Raw genomic sequence first — 22,007 nt, 5'->3', positions numbered from 1 at the left:
ACCATGAATGCAAAAGTCTGGCTGGTGGGTGCAGGTCCTGGTGATCCCGAACTGCTGACCCTCAAAGCGGTGCGTGCCCTGCGCGAAGCCGATGTGGTGCTGATCGATGATCTGGTTAACGACGCGGTGCTGGAACACTGCCCTGGCGCGCGAATCATTGCCGTGGGTAAACGCGGTGGTTGCCGCTCGACACCGCAGGCGTTCATTCATCGACTAATGCTGCGCTATGCCCGCCACGGCAAGTGCGTGGTGCGGCTCAAGGGCGGCGACCCGTGCATTTTCGGCCGTGGTGGCGAAGAGGCGCAGTGGCTACGTGAGCGTGGGGTCGAGGTGGAGTTGGTCAATGGCATCACCGCCGGGCTGGCCGGGGCGACGCAGTGTGATATTCCGCTGACGTTACGCGGTGTGGCGCGCGGGGTCACACTGGTGACTGCACATACTCAGGACGACAGCCAGTTGAACTGGCAGGCACTGGCGCAGGGTGGCACGACGCTGGTGGTTTATATGGGTGTGGCCAAGCTGGGGGAGATTCGCGATCAACTGCTGGCGGGCGGGATGGCGGCGGATACGCCGGTGGCGATGATCGAAAATGCCTCGCTGCCGGAGCAGCGCGAATGCCGGAGTGATCTGGCGAGCATGAGTGATGATGCGTGTGCGTTTGGATTGAAAAGCCCGGCGATTCTGGTGATCGGGGCGGTGGCGGCTGTTGTTGAAGAGCAAAAGATTGCAACCTGCGGCAGCTCCTACATGGGATCTGCGTGCCCCCTGTAAAGCCAAATCGCAGGCAAAGAAAAGCCCGGCCTAAGCCGGGCTTTTCTCGGAGCGGCAGCTAATTACTTAGCTTGAGCTTCAACCTGCGCTTCTACGCGACGGTTTACAGCGCGGCCAGCTTCAGTTTTGTTGTCAGCAACTGGGCGGGATTCGCCGTAGCCAACAGACTGAACGCGGGACGATTCAACACCGTACTGGTTGGTCAGAACTTGCTTAACGGCGTTTGCACGACGCTCGGACAGTTTCTGGTTGTAAGCGTCAGGACCGACGGAGTCAGTGTGACCTTCAACAGTAGTGGTGGTGGATGGGTACTGCTTCATGAAGTCAGCCAGGTTCTTGATGTCGCCGTAGCTGTTAGGCTTGACTACCGACTTGTCGAAGTCGAACTTAACGTCCAGCTCAACACGAACAACTTCAGCAACTGCTGGGCAGCCGTCAGCGTCAACAGTTACGTTGGCTGGGGTGTCCGGGCACTTGTCAACGTTGTCGCAAACGCCATCGTTGTCGCTGTCGGAGCAGACTTCAGCTGGTGCTGGAACTGGAGCAGCAGCAGGCTTGGAGCCGCCACCGAAGTTCACACCGATACCGACGCTAGGAGCCCACTCGGTGTCGCCCTGGTCGATGTTGTACTGAGCTTCAACGCCAGCACGGGCGTAGAAGTTGTCGGTGAAGTACAGCTTGGCACCAGCGCCCAGGTTGGCGAAGGTGGAGCGGTCACGACCGCCCGAACCGTTCTGACCGATGCTCTGATCGGAGAAACCAGCCGATACGTATGGACGCAGCATGTCGCCTGGGTTGTTGAAGTGGTACAGAGCGTCCAGAGCGGTGTTAGCGCCCTTGATGTTACGACCGTCGTCGGAACGCACGTTGTGCACTTCGTCGTAGCCCAGACGCAGTTCAACGTCGTCGGTCAGGAAGTAACCGATCGAACCGCCGAACAGGTTGCCGTTGTTCTTGAAGTTACGAGCGCTGTCGAATTGTTCTTTCTTTGCGAAGCCTTCGATTTCAACTGCGCCTTGGCCTTGTGCCAGAGCGCCGAACGAAGTGGCGGCAATCAGAGAACCAATGGCCAAGCCCAAGGTGTTTTTCAGTTTCATCCGTTAAATCCCCATCTGGTGATTGTGAAGCAGTCCCGCAAACCGGGGGACAACTCGGCGGCAAGTCTATCAGAACTTGCCTACACGTAAGAGATATTTGCGCTGAACTAAGTTTCAGCAATGCCTGCAAATTTCTCACGCAATTTGTCTAGAGCACGTTTGTAACGCATTTTTGTCGCACTCAAACCCATGTGCATGATGTCTGCGATCTCCTGAAATTCCAGCTCTGCGACAAATCGAAGCACCAGAATTTCGCGGTCAATCGGGTTCACATACACCAGCCAGCGATCAAGCCCGCCCTTCTCCTCGGGTTTTGGCGCCTTTTCTTCGGACGCTTCCTCGAGGGGGTCAAGACTTAATGCGTCCATCAAGCGACGCTTTCGCCGTTCCTTCCGATACTGCGTAATACATTCGTTGTACGTGATGCTGTACAGCCACGTTTTGAACTTCGATTTCCCCTCGAAGTTCTTCAGGCCATACAGCACCTTCAACATGACTTCCTGACAGACATCGTCTGCGTCGCGATCGTTCCCAAGATATCTCGCACAAACGTTAAATAATGTTCGCTGGTAACGCCGCATCAGTTCTTCATAGGCGCGCGTTACGTGAAAAAGCTCGGTATGCGAGCGCGCGACCAACTCCTCATCAGAGAGCTCGCGGGGGTCGTAGCGCGTGGAGAGCGTTTGGGCTTTATTCAAAACAAGTCGTGCCGACAGTCAGGTCAATGTCCACCGCAACCAGCATCAGCTGGCATTTTGCGGCGGCATACATTAGCAGGGTTTGCCGGATTAGCGGCTACTCACATGCTGTTCCAGCAGGATCCGATTGGAAAGTGAGACTAGCTCACCCTCATCGGTCAGCAATGTGGTTTTAACCGTGCCGATCTCTTCGATCTGGCCTTCGACCTCGCCAACACGCACTTGTTGCCCAACCTGATACAACTCACGCACATAGATTCCCGCAAGAATCTGACCGGCAATTTCCCGGCTTCCCAACCCCATGGCCAGCGCAACGGCCAGACCAACGGTAATCAAAACGATGACGATCACATGGTTCAGCAGGTCAGTCTTGACCTCAAGCTGACTGATTGCGACCGAGATACTGATGATGATCACCAGCCCTTGCGCAATTCGCCCCAGCCCCGAAGCGTAGTCCAGGCCCACGCCTTCTGCCGCCCCGCGCACCAGCCCGTTGGCCAGTTGCGCGAGCAAAACACCTACCAGCAACACCAGCGCCGCGCCGAATACTTTCGGCAAATAGAGCGCCAACATATCCAGCGTAGCCGAAACTCGCTCAAGGCCAAGAGATTCTGCTGCAGAAACCAGAAAAATCAGCAGGACGAACCAGTAAACGATCTTGCCGATCAGGGTCGAGATCGGAACCTGCAACCCGGCGCGCGACATCAACTTGGTCAGTCCGGTGCCGCCCATCAGGCGATCAAGGCCCAGTTTGGCGAGCAGCTTGGACAGCAAGGTATCCAGCAGCTTGGCCACGACGAAACCCAACAACAGCACCACCAGTGCGCCGAACAGGTTCGGGATGAAGTTGGCGACTTTGGTCCACAACGCAGTCATTGCAGTGACGAGGCTCTGAGTCCAGAGATCAAGTTCCATATTCAATCAGCCTTATCAGCAGTGCGAGCGGTAGGTTTACGAAGACGGGAAACCGGCGCGACGTGCGCCGATCCATTATTCAGGGCGATCATCAGCGCGGGCAGCCAGCGGCCCAGCAGGCTGAACAGATCACCGGCGCCGACCTGGCGGTTGGCGGTTTTGAGTACGCGGCCCAGGCACGCATCGTCGTCGCGGCTGGACGGCGAAGCGTTGAGCATGTCGCGCAAAGACTGTTCAAACGGATCGTGCATAGGCACCTCTCGTGATGTCTGTGAAAGACGCGGGCAGATTTGGTCGGGTCACATGCGCCATCTTCATACCCAGCGCAAACGACGGAATAACCACCACTGACCGAAGGCCAGGGCTAGCACCGTCAAACAGGCAATCAGGAAACCATAAGGGCTGCTGGAGAACGGAATTCCGCCGACATTGATGCCCAGCAGACCGGTGATAAAACTCATCGGCAAAAAGATGCAGGTGATGATCCCGAAGCGGTACATGGTGCGATTCATGCGCTCGCTCAAACGCCGGTCTTCAGCCTCCAGCACAAGCCCTACGCGCTCTCGGGTCAATTCGAGCTCTTCAAGATAGCGGGTCAGGCTGTTGTTCAGTTCGTTCCAGTAATCGGCATCGTCATCGACAAACCACGGCAGTTTTATCCGCGTGAGCTGTCCGAAAATATCCCGCTGCGGTGCCAGAAAACGCTTTAGCCCGGCTGCCCGGCGACGGATGTGCAAAATGGCGCCATGCTCGGGGGTATACCGTTCGTCGGCATCCATCTTTTCTTCTTCCTCATCGGCGATTTCCGAGAGGCAAGTGACCAGATCCTGCACCTTGTGGGTAAGGAACTGCGCCAGATAAAGGATGAGTTCAGAGGAGGTTTTCGGGCCATTGCCGTCCGCCAATTGCGCCAGCAGCTCATCGGTGGCACGCAATGGGCGCAAACGCAGGGAGATCACTCGCTGGGCCGAAGCAAAAATCCGTACCGAGACCATGTCTTCCGGCTCGGCGCCCGGGTTGAGATTGACCCCGCGCAGAAACAGCAGCAGCTCGGCATCCGGCAGCGGCAAAAGACGCGGTCGGGTGTTCTCTTCCAGCAGCAGATCGCAGGTGAATTCATTGAGCCCGCTGGATTTGCGCAGCCAGGTCTGGGTCTGCGGATGGCTGCGATCCCAATGCAACCACAGGCTCTCATGAGCCTGCAGCTGCAAATCGTCGAGCTCAGTCCGGGTTATCGAACGCGCACCGCCTTTTCCGTCCAGCACCAGGGCATGCACCAGCCCCCACTGCGCGTTTTCTTCCTCGAACATCCGCATCCCTTTGTCGAAAGCTTATTCAGGCATCTGCAGCGGACTCGGCGAGACGATCACGCCGTTGTTGTCCGCATAAATGTAGTGGCCCGGATGGAACGTCACGCCGGCAAACGTCACTGCAACGTTGAGGTCACCAATGCCGCGTTTTTCGGTTTTCATCGGGTGGCTGGCCAGCGCCTGCACGCCCAGATCGGTCTGCGCGATAACGTCGACGTCACGGATGCAGCCGTAGATCACCAGCCCTTCCCAACCGTTTTTAGCGGCCTTCTCGGCGATCAGATCACCCAGCAATGCACGACGCAGCGAGCCGCCACCATCGACGACCAGCACCTTGCCGTTTCCCTTGAGTTCAGCCTGTTCCTTGACCAGCGAGTTGTCTTCGAAGCATTTGATGGTCACGATTTCGCCGCCGAACGAATCACGGCCGCCGAAATTGCTGAACATCGGTTCCAGCACCTGCACCAGCTCCGGATAGGCGTCGCACAGGTCAGGCGTAAGGTAATGGTTCATCGAAAAACTCCTGTAACAAGGAAGACGATCAAGGATGACGCATTCTTTTGAGACGATCTCCGGCGGTCGCTGTTTACCTTAGTCCATCCCATGGTCGCTGAATGAACCTGAACAAACCCTGAAACGTAATAGCTAAACAGCCACCAAAAATGACCAGAACCGCACAATGCGTCATATCTTAGCCGCAAGCCAACCCGAACGAAATGCCCTTTTCAGGGCTTCCCTCTCAGACCGCAGCAGCCAAATCCGGCTTCTCGCCCAGCAATGGCGTGTGCTGATCATTCAACCAGCGCGCCACCAATGGCCACACCTCAGTCTGCGCCGCTTTGCTCACCAACATCTCGACATGGCCGAAATTATCGCTGAAGCCCTGCTCGCGCCCCAGATTGATGAACTGCTTGTGTTCCGAGCCGATCTGCTCGAACAACTTGCGACAGGCCCAGGCCGGATCCTGATGATCCCCTGCTGCAGTCACTGCCAGCACTGGCACTTGAACATCGGCCAGACCCGCCCACCAATCCTTGTCCTTGTCGCCAAAACGGCCGAACAAGCCGTACCAGCGCATGCTTTCCAGCGCCAGACCGATCGGCTCATCTTCCGGGCCACGCTTGAGGCGCGACCCCGACAATTGCGCAAAGCGCTTGAGAATGAAGCGCCCGCTCCACTCCACCGGCGGAATTTTCAGCGGCCAGTAAGTACGGCTGACCTGGGTGCCAAAAAACGCTGCCGACGCCACGGCAGGCTCGCCGAGGTATTCGCCACCGAGCGCCGCCGCCAGGGTGATGCCGCCCAGCGAATGGCCGATCCAGTGCGGCACCTGCCCGCTCTGCTCACGCACGAACGCGGCAATCGCCGGCAGATCGTAACGGGCATAGTCGGCGACACGGTTGCGCCGGTAATCCTCATTGCGCTGCGACAAGCCGTGGCCGCGCATCTCCGGAATCCACACATCGAACCCCAGCCGCGTCAGATACGCGCCCAGGCCCAGGCCTTTGGGTGAAAACCAGAAGCGCCGATTGGAAAAACTGCCGTGCAGCAGAATCACCGGCACACCGCGAGGCGTCGAGTCATCGGCCATGCCCAAACGGGTCACAGCGATTTCCACGGACCAGTCGGGGCTGTTGCCGGGTTTCAATCGATACACGTCTTCGCTCAGATCACCACGCCGTTCGGCGCTGATCAGGGCGACAGGAAACAGGTTGCTGCTGCTTTGCATAATGCTCTTGCACAAAAAAGGGCGGCATCTACAGGAGCCCGCCCTACTTGAATCTCAAAACCCTGCCTTTTGTGGGAGAGAGCTTGCTCGCGAAAGCGGTACATCCGTCGACATCAATGTTAAATGTCAGTCCGTCTTCGTCGGAACGCCGCCCGGAGCAGGCTCGCTCCCACAGGGGAAGCGGGCCGTTCACATACTCTTTAAGCCGGTGTCTGGCCTTCGGCGAGGAAGAACCAGGTTTCCAGCACGGTGTCCGGGTTCAGCGACACGCTTTCGATGCCCTGCTCCATCAGCCACTTGGCCAGATCCGGGTGGTCCGAAGGACCCTGACCGCAGATACCGATGTACTTGCCGGCCTTGTTGCACGCGGCAATCGCGTTGGCCAACAACTTCTTGACCGCCGGATTACGCTCGTCGAACAGGTGCGCGATGATACCGGAATCGCGGTCCAGGCCCAGCGTCAACTGAGTCAGGTCGTTGGAACCGATCGAGAAACCGTCGAAGAATTCGAGGAATTCATCAGCGAGAATCGCGTTGGATGGCAGTTCGCACATCATGATCACGCGCAGACCGTTCTCGCCGCGCTTCAAGCCGTTTTCGGCCAGCAAATCGACGACTTGGCTGGCTTCGCCCAGAGTACGGACGAACGGCACCATGATTTCGACGTTGGTCAGGCCCATCTCGTTGCGCACACGCTTCAGCGCGCGGCATTCGAGTTCGAAGCAGTCACGGAACGATTCGCTGATGTAACGCGAAGCGCCACGGAAGCCCAGCATCGGGTTTTCTTCTTCCGGCTCGTAGAGCTTGCCGCCGATCAGGTTGGCGTATTCGTTGGACTTGAAGTCCGACAGACGCACGATGACCTTCTTCGGCGCAAACGCGGCCGCGAGGGTGCTGATGCCTTCAACCAGTTTCTCGACATAGAAACCGACCGGATCGTCGTAACCGGCGATGCGCTTGTCGACGCTTTCCTTGATTTCCTGCGGCAGACCGTCGTAGTTCAACAGCGCTTTCGGGTGGACGCCGATCATGCGGTTGATGATGAATTCCAGACGGGCCAGGCCCACACCGGCGTTCGGCAGTTGTGCGAAGTCGAAGGCGCGGTCCGGGTTGCCGACGTTCATCATGATCTTGAACGGCAACTCCGGCATGGCGTCGACGGAGTTCTTCTTGATGTCGAAGCCCAGTTCGCCTTCGAAGATGTAACCGGTGTCGCCTTCGGCGCAGGAGACGGTCACGCCCTGGCCATCCTTCAGCAATTGGGTGGCGTTGCCGCAACCGACCACTGCCGGGATGCCCAGCTCACGGGCGATGATCGCCGCGTGGCAAGTACGGCCGCCACGGTTGGTGACGATGGCGCTGGCGCGCTTCATCACCGGCTCCCAGTCCGGATCGGTCATGTCGGAAACGAGGACGTCGCCCGGCTGGACTTTGTCCATCTCGGACACGTCTTTGATGATGCGCACTTTACCGGCGCCGATGCGCTGGCCAATGGCGCGACCTTCAACCAGCACGGTGCCGGTTTCTTTCAACAGGTAACGTTCCATGACGTTGGCCTGGGTGCGGCTTTTCACGGTTTCCGGACGGGCCTGTACGATGTACAGCTTGCCGTCGTCACCGTCCTTGGCCCACTCGATGTCCATCGGGCAGCCGTAGTGCTTCTCGATGATCATCGCCTGCTTGGCCAGTTCGCTGACTTCAGCGTCGGTCAGGCAGAAACGCGCGCGGTCAGCCTTGTCGACATCGACAGTCTTGACCGAACGACCGGCTTTGGCCTCGTCGCCGTAGATCATCTTGATGGCTTTGCTGCCCAGGTTGCGACGCAGGATCGCCGGACGACCGGCCTCCAGCGTGCCCTTGTGCACGTAGAACTCATCAGGGTTCACCGCGCCTTGTACGACGGTTTCGCCCAGGCCGTAGGCGCCGGTGATGAACACGACGTCACGGAAACCGGATTCGGTATCGAGGGTGAACATCACCCCGGCGGTACCGGTTTCCGAACGCACCATGCGCTGCACGCCAGCCGACAGGGCGACCAGTTTGTGGTCAAAGCCCTGGTGCACGCGGTAGGAAATCGCACGGTCGTTGAACAGCGAAGCGAACACCTCTTTGGCGGCGCGGATAACGTTTTCCACACCACGGATGTTCAGGAAGGTTTCCTGCTGACCGGCGAACGAGGCGTCCGGCAAGTCTTCGGCGGTGGCGGAAGAGCGCACGGCCACGGCCACGTCAGGGTTGCCGGCCGACAGCGCGGCGAACGCGGTGCGGATCTCGGCATTCAGTTTTTCGGGGAATTCGGCTTCCATGATCCATTGACGGATCTGGGCGCCGGTCTTGGCCAGGGCGTTGACATCATCAACGTCGAGCGCGTCGAGGGCCTGGTGGATCTGGTCGTTGAGGCCGCTCAGTTCGAGGAAATCACGATAGGCCTGAGCCGTCGTGGCGAAGCCGCCGGGGACCGAAACACCGGCGCCTGCCAGGTTACTGATCATCTCGCCCAGGGATGCGTTCTTGCCCCCCACATGCTCAACATCGTGTTTGCCGAGCTTATCGAGGGAAACTACGTACTCTACCAAGGTGATCTCTCCACTAACTGTGTTGGAAAAGCTCAGAAACCGGCGGCCCGGGGGAGCCTTGGCCGGTTGTATGGCCTGGACCTGGAAAATAAGTGAGAATGCGGGCCAATGGCGGCCGGCAAATCGCGCCTATCATATCCAAGATTGATGACTAGCTTAAGGCCTAAGGTGCAAATGAAACGATCTGCTTTCTTCATCTCCGATGGCACCGGCATCACTGCCGAAACCCTGGGTCAAAGCCTGCTGGCGCAGTTCGAAAACATTACCTTCAGCAAATTCACGCGGCCGTACATCGACAGCGCGGAAAAAGCACGGGCGATGGTACAACAAATCAACAAAGCCGCTGAAACCGACGGCTTTCGCCCGATCATCTTCGACACCATCGTCAATCAGGACATCCGTGAGATTCTCGCAACGTCCAATGGTTTCATGATCGACATTTTCTCGACCTTCCTCGCCCCGCTCGAGCAGGAACTGACCGAGCATTCTTCCTACACCGTCGGCAAGTCCCACTCGATCGGCCACAACTCCAATTACATGGAGCGCATCGAGGCGGTGAACTTCGCTCTCGATAACGATGACGGCGCGCGTACGCACTATTACGACAAAGCCGACCTGATACTAGTGGGCGTGTCGCGATGCGGCAAAACGCCGACGTGTCTGTACATGGCCATGCAGTTCGGCATCCGCGCGGCCAACTATCCGCTGACCGAAGACGACATGGAACGCCTGACCCTGCCGACGGCCCTGCGCGCCCATCAGCACAAACTGTTCGGCCTGACCATCGACCCGGACCGCCTCACCGCTATCCGCAACGAGCGCAAGCCCAACAGTCGTTATTCGAGCTACGCCCAGTGCGAGTTCGAAGTGCGCGAAGTGGAAAACCTGTTTCGTCGCGAGAACATCCCGCACATCAACTCCACGCATTTTTCGGTGGAAGAGATTTCGGCGAAGATTCTGGTGGAGAAAGGTGTGGAGCGGCGCTTCAAATAGATTTGTGGTGTCTGATCTGACACCTTCGCGAGCAGGCTCGCTCCCACACTGGTATGCGTTTCAATGTGGGAGCGAGCCTGCTCGCGAAGAACGATTACGCAGCTTCAGCTAATGCTCGCGCCAAGGCTTCGAAGCCTCTAAGCAGCAACCCATCATCCCCCACCGCATTACACACACTCACCCGAATAAACTGCGGCACCGCTGCATGCCCGACCGCAAACGCTTCAGCGGTGGCCACCAGATAGTTATTCTCTTTCAACTCCGCCGCAATCTGCGACGCCCGCCACAGCTCGGGCACTTCCACCCAGAAATGCGGGCTGTAAGGGTGAGTCTTGCAGTTCAAACCTTGCAGCACGGGTGCCACCAAGGCCTTGCGCCGAGCGATCTCGCTGATCTGCTCGTCCAGCAAGCGCTCGGCCATGCCGCTTTCTATCCACAGGCTCGCGACCTCCATCGATAACGGATTGGCCATCCAGCAGGTCGCACGGATGGCAGCACTCAAACGCCCGACCAACGCTTGCGGCGCGTGCAGATAACCGACGCGCAATCCCGCCGAAACAGCCTTGCTCAGGCTGCCGATCAACACCGAACGCTCCGGCGCAAAATAGCTCAGCGGCAATGGACGCTGGCGATCCAGAACGGCATGGGCCTCGTCTTCGATGATCAGCAGATTGTGTTGACGACAGAGGTCGGCAATCGCCTCGCGCCGTGGGATCGACATCACGGCGGCCGTAGGATTCTGGATCGTCGGCGTGCAATACAGCGCCGAAACACGATACTGACGACAAATGTCCTCCAGCGCCGAGGGTAAAAGTCCTTCGTCATCCATTGCCGCGCCAATGAGTTTTATCCCGAGCTGGCGTGCGACGCCGATCAATCCCGGGTAGGACAGATGCTCGGTCACAACGGTGTCGCCGGCCTTGAGCAAGCCCATCAATGTGCACAACAGACCATGCTGGCCACCGTTGACGCACAACACCTGATCGGCGTGCGGGACATACGCCGCATGCTGCAACCACACCGCCCCCGCCAATCGATGCCGGGCCAAACCACCCTCAGCGGTGTACCCGGTCAATTGCTGCAACACCCGAGGATCGCTGGCCAGTTCCTGCAGGCTCTGGCTCATGAACGCCGCTTCCTGCGCCGGGATCGGCTGGTTGCGGCTCATGTCGAAACAGGCCGACGGCTCATCGCTGACATTACGAAAGCCTTTGTCCTGCGGCCGTTCCATCCCGCGCTGACATACATAAGTGCCATCTCCGACGCGGGCGACGACCAATCCCACGCGTTCCAATTCACCGTAGGCACGGCTGATCGTGCCGATGGTCACCCCGAGGCTGTCGGCCAGCAGCCGGTGCGGCGGCAACTTGCAGCCAGCCTCAATCACACCTTCGTCGATGGCCTGCGTGACAGCGTCCGCCAGGCGTTTGTACTTCACGCCAACGCCATTGGCGAGACCATCGCGGAGGATTGACACCATGGCAATACTTACTTTGACAGTCATTATCGTCCCGAATAGCGTGCTGAAAACAGGTTCAATCAGAAATAGACCGTTTCTGCGATCAGGTCAATTCCACCGTTCGGAGTACGCCACATGTCGACCGCTGTCAGCACACCGATGAATATCAGCAAACCCTGGCTCGCCGGATTAATCACCAGCACGCTGTTTCTGATCGTCTGTCTGAGTTGGGGCACGACGTGGCTGGGGATCAAGATTGCAGTGGAAAGCGTGCCGCCGCTGACGGCCGCCGGGTTGCGCTTTCTGATCGCTTTTCCGCTGTTCCTCAGCTTCGCGCTGTTACGCAAGGAACCGCTGTTGTTTCCTCGACAAAGCCGCTGGTTCTTCGTGTTCGTCACGCTGTCGTATTTCAGTCTGCCCTACTACCTGCTCAACTACGGTGAAATGCACGTGTCGTCCGGCCTGACAGCGCTGCTGTTCAGTTGCATGCCGGTGTTTATCCTGTTGTTTTGCGCACTGTTTCTGCGCGAGAAAATCTACCCGTCGCAGATGCTCGGCATCGCCATTGGTTTCGGCAGTCTGTTCATGATTATTCGCAGTCAGGGTCTGCATCTGGATCAGGCGGAATGGCTTGGGGTGTTGACGATTCTGTGTGCCGCGGTGATGCACGCGCTGTGTTACGTGGTGACGAAAAAACATGGCAGCGCCATCAGCGTGATCACCTACAACACGCTGCCGATCGGTATCGCCGGGCTGATGTTATTTATTGTCGGTTTGAACGTTGAGACGCCGGTGTTCAGCGACGTCAGCGCACGCTCTTGGGCTGCGCTGTTTTACCTTGGGCTGGTGGCGTCGGTCGGCGGATTCATCGTTTACTTTTTACTGCTTAAACGCTTGAGCCCGATCATCCTGTCGTTCGTGTTTATCATTTTCCCGGTGTTCGCCGTGATCATCGGCGCCTGGTACGAGGGGCAAACCCTGTCTCGGGAGCTGATGATCTATTCGGCGATTTTGTTGAGCGGTTTTGCGATTACCAAATTGCCTGTGGAAAAGTGGTTCAGATAACAAACATATCCACAAAGCGGTTCACGGGAGTGGCTTCAAGAAGCGTCTGATCCTTGCACAATGCCAGGATCTCACCGCTACGCTGAGCGGTGAAACGTGTCGCCAGATTGGCCTTGAACTTGTCCTCCAGCAATGGAATACCCTCGGCACGACGTCGGCGATGGCCGATCGGGTACTCCACCACGACGTTGTCGGTGCTGCTGCCGTCCTTGAAAGACACCTGCACGGCGTTGGCAATCGAGCGCTTGTCAGGCTCCAGATATTCACGGGTGAAACGCGGTTCCTCGACGATGACCATTTTTTCGCGCAACACATCGATGACTGGATGCGCCCGATGGAAATCGTCTTCGTACTGCTCGGCGACCAGGTTGCCGAACGCCAGCGGCACGGCAGTCATGTACTGGATGCAATGGTCACGGTCGGCGGCGTTGGCCAACGGTCCGACCTTGGAAATGATGCGGATAGCCGATTCGTGGGTGGTGATAACGATCTTGTCGATCTCGTGCAGGCGATTGCGCACTTGCGGATGCAACGTCACCGCCGCTTCACAGGCCGTTTGCGCGTGGAATTCGGCGGGGAAACTGATTTTGAACAGGACGTTTTCCATCACGTAACTGCCGAATGGCCGCGAAAAACTGAATGCGCGTTTATCTTCCGGTTTCAGCGCCAGATCGTTATTGGTGTGGCTGAACAGCACGTCATAAAAGCCCCATTGCCTGGCAGTGAGAACGCCGGGAATGCCCATCTCACCACGCATGGCGATGTCGGCCAGACGCACACCACGACTCGTAGCGTCCCCCGCCGCCCAGGATTTTCGCGAGCCGGCGTTCGGTGCATGCCGATAGGTACGCAACGCCTGACCATCAGCAAACGCGTGGGACAACGCGGATAACAGTTGCTCACGACTGGCACCCATCAGTTTGGCGGTAACGGCAGTCGAGGCGACTTTCACCAGAATGACGTGATCAAGTCCTACGCGGTTGAAGGAGTTTTCCAGAGCGATCACGCCTTGAATTTCGTGAGCCATGATCATCGCTTCGAGCACATCGCGAATCGTCAACGGTGCTTCACCGTTGGCCAGACGTTTTTGCGAGAGGTGATCGGCCACCGCAAGAATCCCGCCGAGATTGTCCGAAGGATGGCCCCACTCGGCGGCGAGCCAGGTGTCGTTGTAGTCGAGCCAGCGGACGATGCAGCCGATGTCCCACGCGGCTTTGACCGGGTCGAGGCGATAACTGGTGCCGGGGACCCGCGCACCGTAAGGAACCACTGTCCCTTCGACAATCGGGCCCAGATGCTTGGTGCATTCGGGGAAGCGCAGGGCCAGCAGGCCGCAGCCCAGCGTGTCCATCAGGCAATTGCGGGCGGTGTCGAGGGCTTCGGCAGAGGTGACTTTGAAGGTTAGGACGTAATCGGCGATGTCCTGCAGGACACGGTCGTAGTCGGGGCGGTTGTTCAGGTCGACGTTGGCGCTCATGTTCGATTCACTCTTGAAGTGTTCGTTGATGGGACCTCGGTTCAGGGCTAACTTTTTTCTTATAGGTTAAATGCGATCCACTGTAGGACCTGCCGAAGGCTGCGATCTTTTGATCTTGTTTTTGAAGATCAAGATCAAAAGATCGGAGCCTTCGGCAGCGCCTACGAGGGGGATATGTACTGGGTCAGAAGGAATCTCCGGGGATGCGTACGTAGCCTTCCATCAGGACACGCGCGCTACGGCTCATGATGGCTTTTTTGACGATCCATTCGCCGTTTTCAAGGCTGGCTTCGGCACCCACGCGCAAGGTGCCGGACGGATGCCCGAAGCGCACGGCGTTGCGCTCGACACCACCGGCCGCGAGGTTGACCAAGGTGCCGGAAATGGCCGCCGCCGTACCAATCGCCACCGCCGCCGTGCCCATCATCGCGTGGTGCAACTTGCCCATCGACAACGCCCGCACCAGCAAATCCACATCACCCGCGCCAATCGCTTTGCCACTGGACGCCACATACGCCGCAGGCTTGGCGACAAACGCGACCTTCGGCGTGTGCTGCCGTTTCGCCGCTTCATCCAGATTCGATATCAGGCCCATGCGCAGCGCGCCATAAGCACGAATGGTCTCGAACATCTGCAGCGCTTTCGTATCGCTGTTGATCGCACTTTGCAGTTCAGTGCCGGTGTAACCGATGTCTTCGGCATTGACGAAAATGGTTGGGATGCCGGCGTTGATCATGGTCGCCTTGAACGTGCCAACACCCGGCACTTCCAGCTCATCGATGAGGTTGCCGGTGGGGAACATCGAACCGCCGCCGCCCTCTTCTTCCGCTGCCGGATCCATGAATTCAACCTGCACTTCAGCCGCCGGAAAGGTCACACCGTCGAGTTCAAAATCGCCGGTTTCCTGCACTTCGCCGTTGGTGATCGGCACATGGGCAATGATGGTTTTGCCGATGTTGGCCTGCCACACACGCACCACCGCCACGCCGTTGTGTGGAATGCGGCTGGCATCGACCAGCCCGTTGCTGATGGCGAACGAACCGACCGCTGCCGAGAGGTTGCCGCAGTTGCCGCTCCAGTCCACGAATGGTTTGTCGATGGAGACCTGGCCGAACAGGTAATCGACGTCGTGATCAGCCTTGATGCTTTTCGACAGGATCACGGTTTTGCTGGTGCTCGAGGTGGCGCCGCCCATGCCGTCGATTTGCTTGTCGTACGGGTCGGGGCTGCCGATCACGCGCAGTAATAAAGCGTCGCGAGCCGGACCGGGAATCTGTGCAGCTTCGGGCAGATCCTTGAGGCTGAAAAACACGCCTTTGCTGGTGCCGCCGCGCATGTAGGTGGCGGGGATTTTTATTTGTGGTGCGTGAGCCATGGTTGCTCCTCAAAGGACCAAGGGACTCATCATCCCTTGGTCACTTAACTTGTTTTAAACGGCAACCGCCGACTCTTCGAGGAAGTCCTGAGCGAAGCGCTGCAACACGCCGCCGGCCTCGTAGATCGACACTTCCTCAGCGGTATCCAGACGGCAGGTCACCGGTACTTCAACACGCTCGCCATTCTTGCGATGGATCACCAGCGTCAAGTCCGCGCGCGGTTTGCGCTCGCCAACCACGTCATAGGTTTCGCTGCCATCGATGGCGAGGGTGTGACGGTCGGTGCCCGGCTTGAACTCCAGCGGCAACACGCCCATGCCCACCAGGTTGGTGCGGTGAATGCGCTCGAAACCTTCAGCGGCAATCGCTTCGACACCGGCCAGACGCACGCCTTTCGCCGCCCAGTCACGGGACGAACCCTGACCGTAATCGGCGCCGGCAATGATGATCAGCGGCTGCTTGCGTTCCATGTAGGTTTCAATGGCTTCCCACATGCGCATCACTTTGCCTTCCGGCTCGACACGCGCCAGCGAACCCTGTTTGACTTTGCCGTTTTCCACAACCATTTCATTGAACAGTTTCGGGTTAGCGAAGGTCGCGCGCTGTGCGGTCAAGTGGTCGCCACGGTGGGTTGCATAAGAGTTGAAGTCCTCTTCCGGCAGGCCCATTTTCGCCAGGTATTCGCCAGCAGCGCTGTCGAGCATGATTGCGTTGGATGGCGACAGGTGATCGGTGGTGATGTTGTCCGGCAGCACCGCCAGCGGGCGCATGCCCTTCAGCGGACGCGCGCCGGCCAGCGCACCTTCCCAGTACGGCGGACGGCGGATGTAGGTGCTCATCTCGCGCCAGTCGTACAGCGGCGTGACTTTCGGGCCGGTGTCTTCATGGACGGCGAACATCGGAATGTAGACCTGACGGAACTGCTCAGGCTTGACCGAAGATTTCACCACCGCGTCGATTTCTTCGTCGCTCGGCCAGATGTCCTTGAGGCGGATTTCCTTGCCGTCGACCACGCCCAAGACATCCTTCTCGATGTCGAAACGGATGGTCCCGGCAATCGCGTAAGCGACCACCAGCGGCGGCGATGCGAGGAACGCTTGCTTGGCGTACGGGTGGATGCGGCCGTCGAAGTTGCGGTTGCCCGAGAGCACAGCGGTCGCATACAGATCGCGGTCGATAATCTCTTGCTGGATCACCGGATCGAGCGCGCCGGACATGCCGTTGCACGTGGTGCAAGCGAAGGCGACGACGCCGAAACCGAGCTGCTCCAGCTCCGTGGTCAGCCCCGCTTCGTCGAGGTACAGCGCCACGGTTTTCGAACCCGGCGCCAGCGAGGATTTCACCCACGGCTTGCGGGTCAGGCCAAGCTTGTTGGCATTACGCGCCAGCAGCCCGGCGGCAATCACGTTGCGCGGGTTGCTGGTGTTGGTGCAACTGGTGATGGCGGCGATGATCACCGCGCCGTCGGGCATTTGCCCCGGCACGTCATCCCACTGCCCGGAGATACCTTTGGCGGCCAGATCCGACACCGCAACGCGAGCGTGCGGGTTGCTTGGGCCGGCCATGTTGCGCACCACCGACGACAGATCGAAGGTCAGACCGCGCTCGTATTGCGCGCCTTTCAGGCTGTCCGCCCACAGGCCGGTGAGCTTGGCGTACTGCTCGACGAGCTGCACTTGCTGGTCTTCGCGGCCAGTGAGTTTCAGGTAATCGATGGTCTGCTGGTCGATGTAGAACATCGCCGCCGTAGCCCCGTATTCCGGGGCCATGTTGGAGATGGTCGCGCGGTCGCCGAGGGTCAGCGCCGCCGCGCCTTCGCCGAAGAACTCCAGCCACGCGCCAACCACTTTCTGTTTGCGCAGGTATTCGGTCAGCGCCAGCACCATGTCGGTGGCGGTGATGCCCGGTTGCAGCTTACCGGTCAGTTCGACGCCGACGCTTTCCGGGAGGCGCATCCACGACGCGCGGCCGAGCATCACGCTCTCGGCTTCAAGACCGCCAACGCCAATGGCGATCACGCCCAGCGCATCGACGTGCGGGGTGTGGCTGTCGGTTCCGACGCAAGTGTCCGGGAACGCCACGCCGTCGCGCACCTGGATCACCGGAGACATTTTCTCCAGGTTGATCTGGTGCATGATGCCGTTGCCCGGCGGGATTACATCAACGTTCTTGAAGGCTTTTTTGGTCCAGTTGATGAAGTGGAAACGGTCTTCGTTGCGACGGTCTTCGATGGCGCGGTTCTTCTCGAACGCCTGCTTGTCGAAACCGCCCGCTTCCACCGCCAGCGAGTGGTCGACGATCAATTGCGTCGGCACCACCGGGTTGACCTGTGCCGGGTCACCGCCCTGCTGGGCGATCGCGTCGCGCAGGCCGGCGAGGTCGACCAGTGCAGTCTGGCCGAGAATGTCGTGGCACACCACGCGCGCGGGGAACCACGGGAAGTCGAGGTCGCGTTTGCGCTCGATCAGTTGCTTGAGGGAGTCAGTGAGCGTGGCCGGGTCGCAGCGACGCACGAGGTTTTCCGCCAGCACGCGGGAGGTGTACGGCAGGGTGTCGTAACTGCAGGGCTGGATTGCTTCGACAGCCGCGCGGGCGTCGAAATAATCCAGAGGACTGCCGGGCAGGGTTTTGCGGAATTCAGTGTTCATCGGGTCAGGACTCGGGTCACGGTAGTTTCAAAGGGTGGGCACGACACCGACCTCGAAAATCACCCACCCGCTGTAGGAGCTGCGGTGTTTTCCGGGATCGGGTCAGCTCACCATTCAGCGACGTTCGATTGGCACGAACTTGCGCTGTTCAACGCCGACATACTCGGCGCTTGGACGGATGATGCGGTTGTTGGCGCGCTGTTCGAACACGTGCGCGGCCCAGCCGGTCAGGCGCGAGCAGACGAAGATCGGCGTGAACAGCTTGGTCGGGATGCCCATGAAGTGGTACGCCGAGGCATGGTAGAAATCGGCGTTCGGGAACAGTTTCTTCTGCTCCCACATGGTCTTGTCGATGGCTTCGGAGACCGGGAACAACACCTTGTCGCCGACCTCGTCCGCGAGTTTTTTCGACCAACCCTTGATCACCTCGTTGCGCGGATCGCTGTCCTTATAGATCGCGTGGCCGAAGCCCATGATCTTGTCCTTGCGCTCAAGCATGCCGAGGGTGCCTTTGATCGCCTCTTCCGGCGACGAGAAGCGCTCGATCATTTCCATCGCCGCTTCGTTAGCGCCGCCGTGCAACGGGCCGCGCAGCGAACCGATGGCAGCGGTGACGCAGGAATACAGATCGGACAGCGTCGAGGCGCAAACCCGTGCGGTGAAGGTCGAGGCGTTGAATTCGTGTTCGGCGTAAAGGATCAGCGAAACGTTCATCACTTTGACGTGCAGTTCGCTTGGCTTCTTGTCGTGCAGCAGGTGCAGGAAGTGGCCGCCGATGGTTGGCTCGTCGCTGACGCAGTTGATGCGCTTGCCGTCGTGGCTGAAGCGATACCAGTAGCACATGATCGCCGGGAACGCGGCCAGCAGACGGTCAGTCTTGTCGCGCTGCTCGGAGAAGTCTTTCTCCGGCTCGAGGTTGCCGAGGAACGAGCAACCGGTGCGCATCACGTCCATCGGGTGGGCGTCGGCCGGGATGCGCTCGAGCACTTCCTTCAGCGCTTGCGGCAGGTCGCGCAGCTTGCTCAGCTTGCCTTGGTATCCGTCGAGTTGCGCTTTCGTTGGCAACTCGCCGTACAGCAGCAGATACGCGACTTCTTCAAATTGTGCATCGGCTGCCAGTTCACGCACGTCGTAGCCGCGATAGGTCAGCCCGGCACCGGCCTGGCCCACGGTGGACAGTGCGGTTTGCCCGGCGACCTGGCCACGGAGCCCGGCGCCACTGAGTACTTTTGCTTCGGCCATTGCTGTCTCCAATTTTTGAATTTGTTAGGGAATCTGCAATTACGGTGTTGTTCGCAAAAGATCGCAGCCTTCGGCAGCTCCTACATCGACCGCGTTCCTGTAGGAGCTGTCGAGTGAAACGAGGCTGCGATCTTTTGATCTTTCAATCATTTTTTCGCGGCAAACAACGCATCGAGCTTCTGCTCGAAGGTGTGGTAGTCGATGCGATCGTAAAGCTCCATGCGAGTCTGCATGGTGTCGATGACATTCTGTTGCGTGCCGTCGCGGCGGATCGCGGTGTAGACGTTTTCTGCAGCCTTGTTCATCGCGCGGAACGCCGACAGCGGATACAGCACCAGCGACACGTCGGCGCCGGCCAGTTGCTCGGTGGTGTACAGCGGCGTCGCGCCGAACTCGGTGATGTTGGCCAGAATCGGCGCTTTCACGCGGTTGGCGAACAGCTTGTACATCTCCAGTTCAGTGATGGCTTCCGGGAAGATCATGTCGGCGCCGGCCTCGATGCACGCCGCTGCGCGATCGAGTGCCGATTCCAGACCTTCAACCGCCAGCGCATCGGTACGCGCCATGATCACGAAGCTGTCATCGGTACGCGCATCGACCGCAGCTTTGATGCGGTCGACCATTTCCTGCTGGCTGACGATCTCTTTGTTCGGACGGTGGCCGCAACGCTTGGCGCCAACCTGATCCTCGATGTGAATCGCCGCCGCGCCAAATTTGATCATCGACTTGACCGTACGCGCGACGTTGAACGCCGACGAGCCGAAACCGGTATCCACGTCGACCAGCAGCGGCAGATCGCATACATCGGTAATCCGTCGAACGTCAGTCAACACGTCATCCAGACCAGTGATCCCCAGATCCGGCACGCCAAGAGAACCTGCGGCCACCCCGCCACCGGACAGGTAGATCGCCTTGAAACCGGCACGCTTGGCCAGCAGCGCGTGGTTGGCGTTGATCGCGCCGACCACTTGCAAGGGGTGCTCGCTGGCGACCGCATCGCGGAAACGCTGGCCTGGAGTGTTCAGGTTGGAACTCATGACTCACCTCGTTCAGTGGCTGTCTTATTGTGGGCGCCGTCCTGGTAATGACGGGCGATGTTGCGTTTCGAGGCGCCGATGTGCCGGCGCATCAACAATTCCGCGAGTTCGCCGTCACGGTCGGCGATGGCATCGAGAATCCGGTGGTGTTCGGCAAAGGCCTGGCGCGGGCGGTTCGGCGTGGTGGAAAACTGGATGCGGTACATGCGCACCAATTGATACAGCTCGCCGCAGAGCATTTGCGTCAGCGTGCGGTTGCCGCTGCCCTGGATGATCCGGTAGTGGAAGTCAAAATCGCCTTCCTGCTGGTAATAGCCGACACCGGCCTGAAACGCCGCATCGCGCTCGTGGGTTTCCAGCACCCGGCGCAGTTCGTCGATTTCTTCGACGCTCATCCGTTCGGCCGCCAGACGGCAGGCCATGCCTTCAAGGGATTCGCGGATTTCGTAGAGTTCGAGCAGCTCGGCGTGGCTGAGTGAGACCACCCGCGCGCCGACGTGCGGTACGCGCACCAACAGGCGCTGGCCTTCGAGCCGATGAATCGCCTCACGCAACGGCCCGCGGCTGATGCCGTAGGTGCGCGCCAGCTCGGGCTCGGAGATCTTGCTGCCCGGGGCGATCTCGCCTTTGACGATGGCCGCCTGAATACGCCGGAAGACGTTTTCCGAGAGTGTCTCGGAATCGTCGCCGCTGATGACCGGGGGATCGAGTTGATCCAGCATGATTGTCGACACCTTTAAATCCAATGCGGCAAAAACTAGCCAATTCACTGGCATCAGTCAAAGGATAAATAGGTATTGTCGACAATCGTCTAATAACCTTAAAAGATCGCAGCCTTCGGCAGCGCCTACAGGGCGCACGCAAATCCAAGGCAGGAGCTGCCGCAGGCTGCGATCTTTTGATCTTCTATAGACCCGCCCCAGCGCTGGCGCCATAAAACCACCGTGCTAGAATGCCGCCCGCATTTGCTGGCCATTTGTACGGCTTGTCATAAAAAGCTGATAGGCACACGAAGGGCCTTGCGCAAGTTTTGCCAAGGACCTGAACCGAAAACGGAACGCTGCGCACCAGGATTTATGAGACTCAAGCCTTTTCCCACATTTTTCGCCCTGTTTTGCCTGCCCGGCCTCGCCGCCGCGGGGGAAAAAACCGTGTACGGCCTCAACGAATATGCTTCGCTTGACGGCATCAATCTGGAAGTTGCGGCCAAACTCGACACCGGCGCGAAAACCGCCTCGCTGAGTGCCCGCGACATCAAACGCTTTAAACGCAACGGTGAATCCTGGGTACGTTTCTACCTGGCCATCGACGCCGCGCATTCGCACCCGATCGAACGGCCGCTGGCGCGGGTCAGCAAGATCAAGCGTCGCGCCGGCGACTACGACCCGGAGGAAGGCAAGAAGTACACCGCCCGTCCGGTGATCGAGCTGGATATCTGCATGGGCACGGCGCTGCGCAGCATCGAAGTGAACCTGACCGACCGAAGTGCGTTCCAATATCCGCTTTTGATCGGCTCCGAAGCGCTGAAACGCTTCGACGCGCTGGTCGACCCCAGTCTTAAATACGCTGCCGGCAAACCCGCCTGCACCATCGCCGCTCATACCGCCGAGTAAT

Annotated in this window: 19 protein-coding genes; 4 read left to right on the top strand and 15 right to left on the bottom strand. The window is 59.0% G+C overall.

Features of this window, described 5'->3' with window-relative positions; all coding sequences use genetic code 11:
- Nucleotides 1–3 precede the first annotated feature (3 nt).
- Entirely contained in the window at nucleotides 4–771 is a 768-nt protein-coding gene (cobA, locus tag BK670_RS02990; protein ID WP_123448545.1) for a uroporphyrinogen-III C-methyltransferase, read from the top strand.
- Between the two features lie 62 nt (nucleotides 772–833).
- Here the strand turns inward: cobA and BK670_RS02985 are convergent, their stop codons facing one another.
- The 8 genes from BK670_RS02985 to ppsA all read right to left on the bottom strand — a co-directional run bounded on the left by BK670_RS02985 (nucleotide 834) and on the right by ppsA (nucleotide 9,096).
- Nucleotides 834–1,868: an OmpA family protein gene (locus BK670_RS02985; RefSeq protein WP_123448544.1), complete on the bottom strand. Its 1,035-nt coding sequence runs from the start codon at nucleotides 1,866–1,868 to the stop codon at nucleotides 834–836.
- A 107-nt stretch (nucleotides 1,869–1,975) separates the two neighbouring features.
- Nucleotides 1,976–2,566, bottom strand: a complete 591-nt coding sequence (sigX, locus tag BK670_RS02980; protein ID WP_011333251.1) for an RNA polymerase sigma factor SigX — start codon at nucleotides 2,564–2,566, stop codon at nucleotides 1,976–1,978.
- 90 nt (nucleotides 2,567–2,656) lie between these two features.
- Nucleotides 2,657–3,481, bottom strand: coding sequence for a mechanosensitive ion channel family protein (locus BK670_RS02975; protein ID WP_007916401.1), 825 nt, complete (start codon nucleotides 3,479–3,481; stop codon nucleotides 2,657–2,659).
- A gap of 2 nt (nucleotides 3,482–3,483) precedes the next feature.
- A complete protein-coding gene (locus BK670_RS02970; protein WP_007951986.1) occupies nucleotides 3,484–3,732 on the bottom strand; it encodes a hypothetical protein in 249 nt (82 codons plus the stop codon).
- 63 nt (nucleotides 3,733–3,795) lie between these two features.
- On the bottom strand, nucleotides 3,796–4,791 hold the full coding sequence (locus BK670_RS02965; protein ID WP_123448543.1) for a zinc transporter ZntB: 996 nt from the start codon (nucleotides 4,789–4,791) through the stop codon (nucleotides 3,796–3,798).
- A gap of 21 nt (nucleotides 4,792–4,812) precedes the next feature.
- On the bottom strand, nucleotides 4,813–5,304 hold the full coding sequence (rraA, locus tag BK670_RS02960; protein WP_123448542.1) for a ribonuclease E activity regulator RraA: 492 nt from the start codon (nucleotides 5,302–5,304) through the stop codon (nucleotides 4,813–4,815).
- Between the two features lie 226 nt (nucleotides 5,305–5,530).
- Complete coding sequence (locus tag BK670_RS02955) at nucleotides 5,531–6,520, bottom strand: alpha/beta fold hydrolase (protein WP_123448541.1); 990 nt, start codon at nucleotides 6,518–6,520, stop codon at nucleotides 5,531–5,533.
- 200 nt (nucleotides 6,521–6,720) lie between these two features.
- Complete coding sequence (gene ppsA / locus BK670_RS02950; protein ID WP_123448540.1) at nucleotides 6,721–9,096, bottom strand: phosphoenolpyruvate synthase; 2,376 nt, start codon at nucleotides 9,094–9,096, stop codon at nucleotides 6,721–6,723.
- Nucleotides 9,097–9,270: 174 nt separating this feature from the next.
- Here ppsA and ppsR point away from each other — a divergent pair, with 174 nt between their 5' ends.
- The gene (ppsR, locus tag BK670_RS02945; RefSeq protein ID WP_123448539.1) at nucleotides 9,271–10,089 is read left to right on the top strand and encodes a posphoenolpyruvate synthetase regulatory kinase/phosphorylase PpsR; all 819 of its coding nucleotides are present in this window, start codon (nucleotides 9,271–9,273) and stop codon (nucleotides 10,087–10,089) included.
- Between the two features lie 94 nt (nucleotides 10,090–10,183).
- Here ppsR and BK670_RS02940 read toward each other — a convergent pair whose 3' ends face one another.
- Complete coding sequence (locus BK670_RS02940) at nucleotides 10,184–11,593, bottom strand: aminotransferase-like domain-containing protein (RefSeq protein ID WP_123448538.1); 1,410 nt, start codon at nucleotides 11,591–11,593, stop codon at nucleotides 10,184–10,186.
- 114 nt (nucleotides 11,594–11,707) lie between these two features.
- Between BK670_RS02940 and BK670_RS02935 the strand changes: the two genes are divergently transcribed.
- Nucleotides 11,708–12,613: a DMT family transporter gene (locus BK670_RS02935; RefSeq protein ID WP_185036733.1), complete on the top strand. Its 906-nt coding sequence runs from the start codon at nucleotides 11,708–11,710 to the stop codon at nucleotides 12,611–12,613.
- Here the strand turns inward: BK670_RS02935 and prpD are convergent.
- The 6 genes from prpD to BK670_RS02905 form a co-directional block, all read right to left on the bottom strand.
- Entirely contained in the window at nucleotides 12,606–14,090 is a 1,485-nt protein-coding gene (gene prpD, locus BK670_RS02930) for a 2-methylcitrate dehydratase (RefSeq protein WP_123448536.1), read from the bottom strand. The two genes, BK670_RS02935 and prpD, sit on opposite strands and share 8 nt — an antisense overlap.
- A 184-nt stretch (nucleotides 14,091–14,274) precedes the next feature.
- Nucleotides 14,275–15,465: a 2-methylaconitate cis-trans isomerase PrpF gene (gene prpF, locus BK670_RS02925; RefSeq protein ID WP_123448535.1), complete on the bottom strand. Its 1,191-nt coding sequence runs from the start codon at nucleotides 15,463–15,465 to the stop codon at nucleotides 14,275–14,277.
- 54 nt (nucleotides 15,466–15,519) lie between these two features.
- Complete coding sequence (gene acnD / locus BK670_RS02920; protein WP_123448534.1) at nucleotides 15,520–18,114, bottom strand: Fe/S-dependent 2-methylisocitrate dehydratase AcnD; 2,595 nt, start codon at nucleotides 18,112–18,114, stop codon at nucleotides 15,520–15,522.
- A gap of 114 nt (nucleotides 18,115–18,228) precedes the next feature.
- Nucleotides 18,229–19,356, bottom strand: a complete 1,128-nt coding sequence (prpC, locus tag BK670_RS02915) for a bifunctional 2-methylcitrate synthase/citrate synthase (RefSeq protein ID WP_123448533.1) — start codon at nucleotides 19,354–19,356, stop codon at nucleotides 18,229–18,231.
- 146 nt (nucleotides 19,357–19,502) lie between these two features.
- Nucleotides 19,503–20,393 carry a methylisocitrate lyase gene (gene prpB / locus BK670_RS02910; RefSeq protein WP_095047757.1) on the bottom strand — a complete coding sequence of 297 codons (891 nt, stop codon included), beginning with the start codon at nucleotides 20,391–20,393 and terminating at the stop codon, nucleotides 19,503–19,505.
- A complete protein-coding gene (locus BK670_RS02905; protein WP_172828118.1) occupies nucleotides 20,390–21,112 on the bottom strand; it encodes a GntR family transcriptional regulator in 723 nt (240 codons plus the stop codon). The genes prpB and BK670_RS02905 overlap by 4 nt, the downstream gene beginning before the upstream one ends.
- A gap of 357 nt (nucleotides 21,113–21,469) precedes the next feature.
- Here BK670_RS02905 and rloA point away from each other — a divergent pair, with 357 nt between their 5' ends.
- A complete protein-coding gene (rloA, locus tag BK670_RS02900; protein ID WP_008081000.1) occupies nucleotides 21,470–22,006 on the top strand; it encodes a retropepsin-like aspartic peptidase RloA in 537 nt (178 codons plus the stop codon).
- Nucleotide 22,007 lies beyond the last annotated feature (1 nt).

The organism is Pseudomonas fluorescens, from assembly GCF_003732425.1.
GTDB classification, from domain to species: domain Bacteria; phylum Pseudomonadota; class Gammaproteobacteria; order Pseudomonadales; family Pseudomonadaceae; genus Aquipseudomonas; species Aquipseudomonas fluorescens_BE.
The sequence above is the reverse complement of the archived record's forward strand: the minus strand, read 5'-3'. Positions and strand labels throughout refer to the sequence as shown.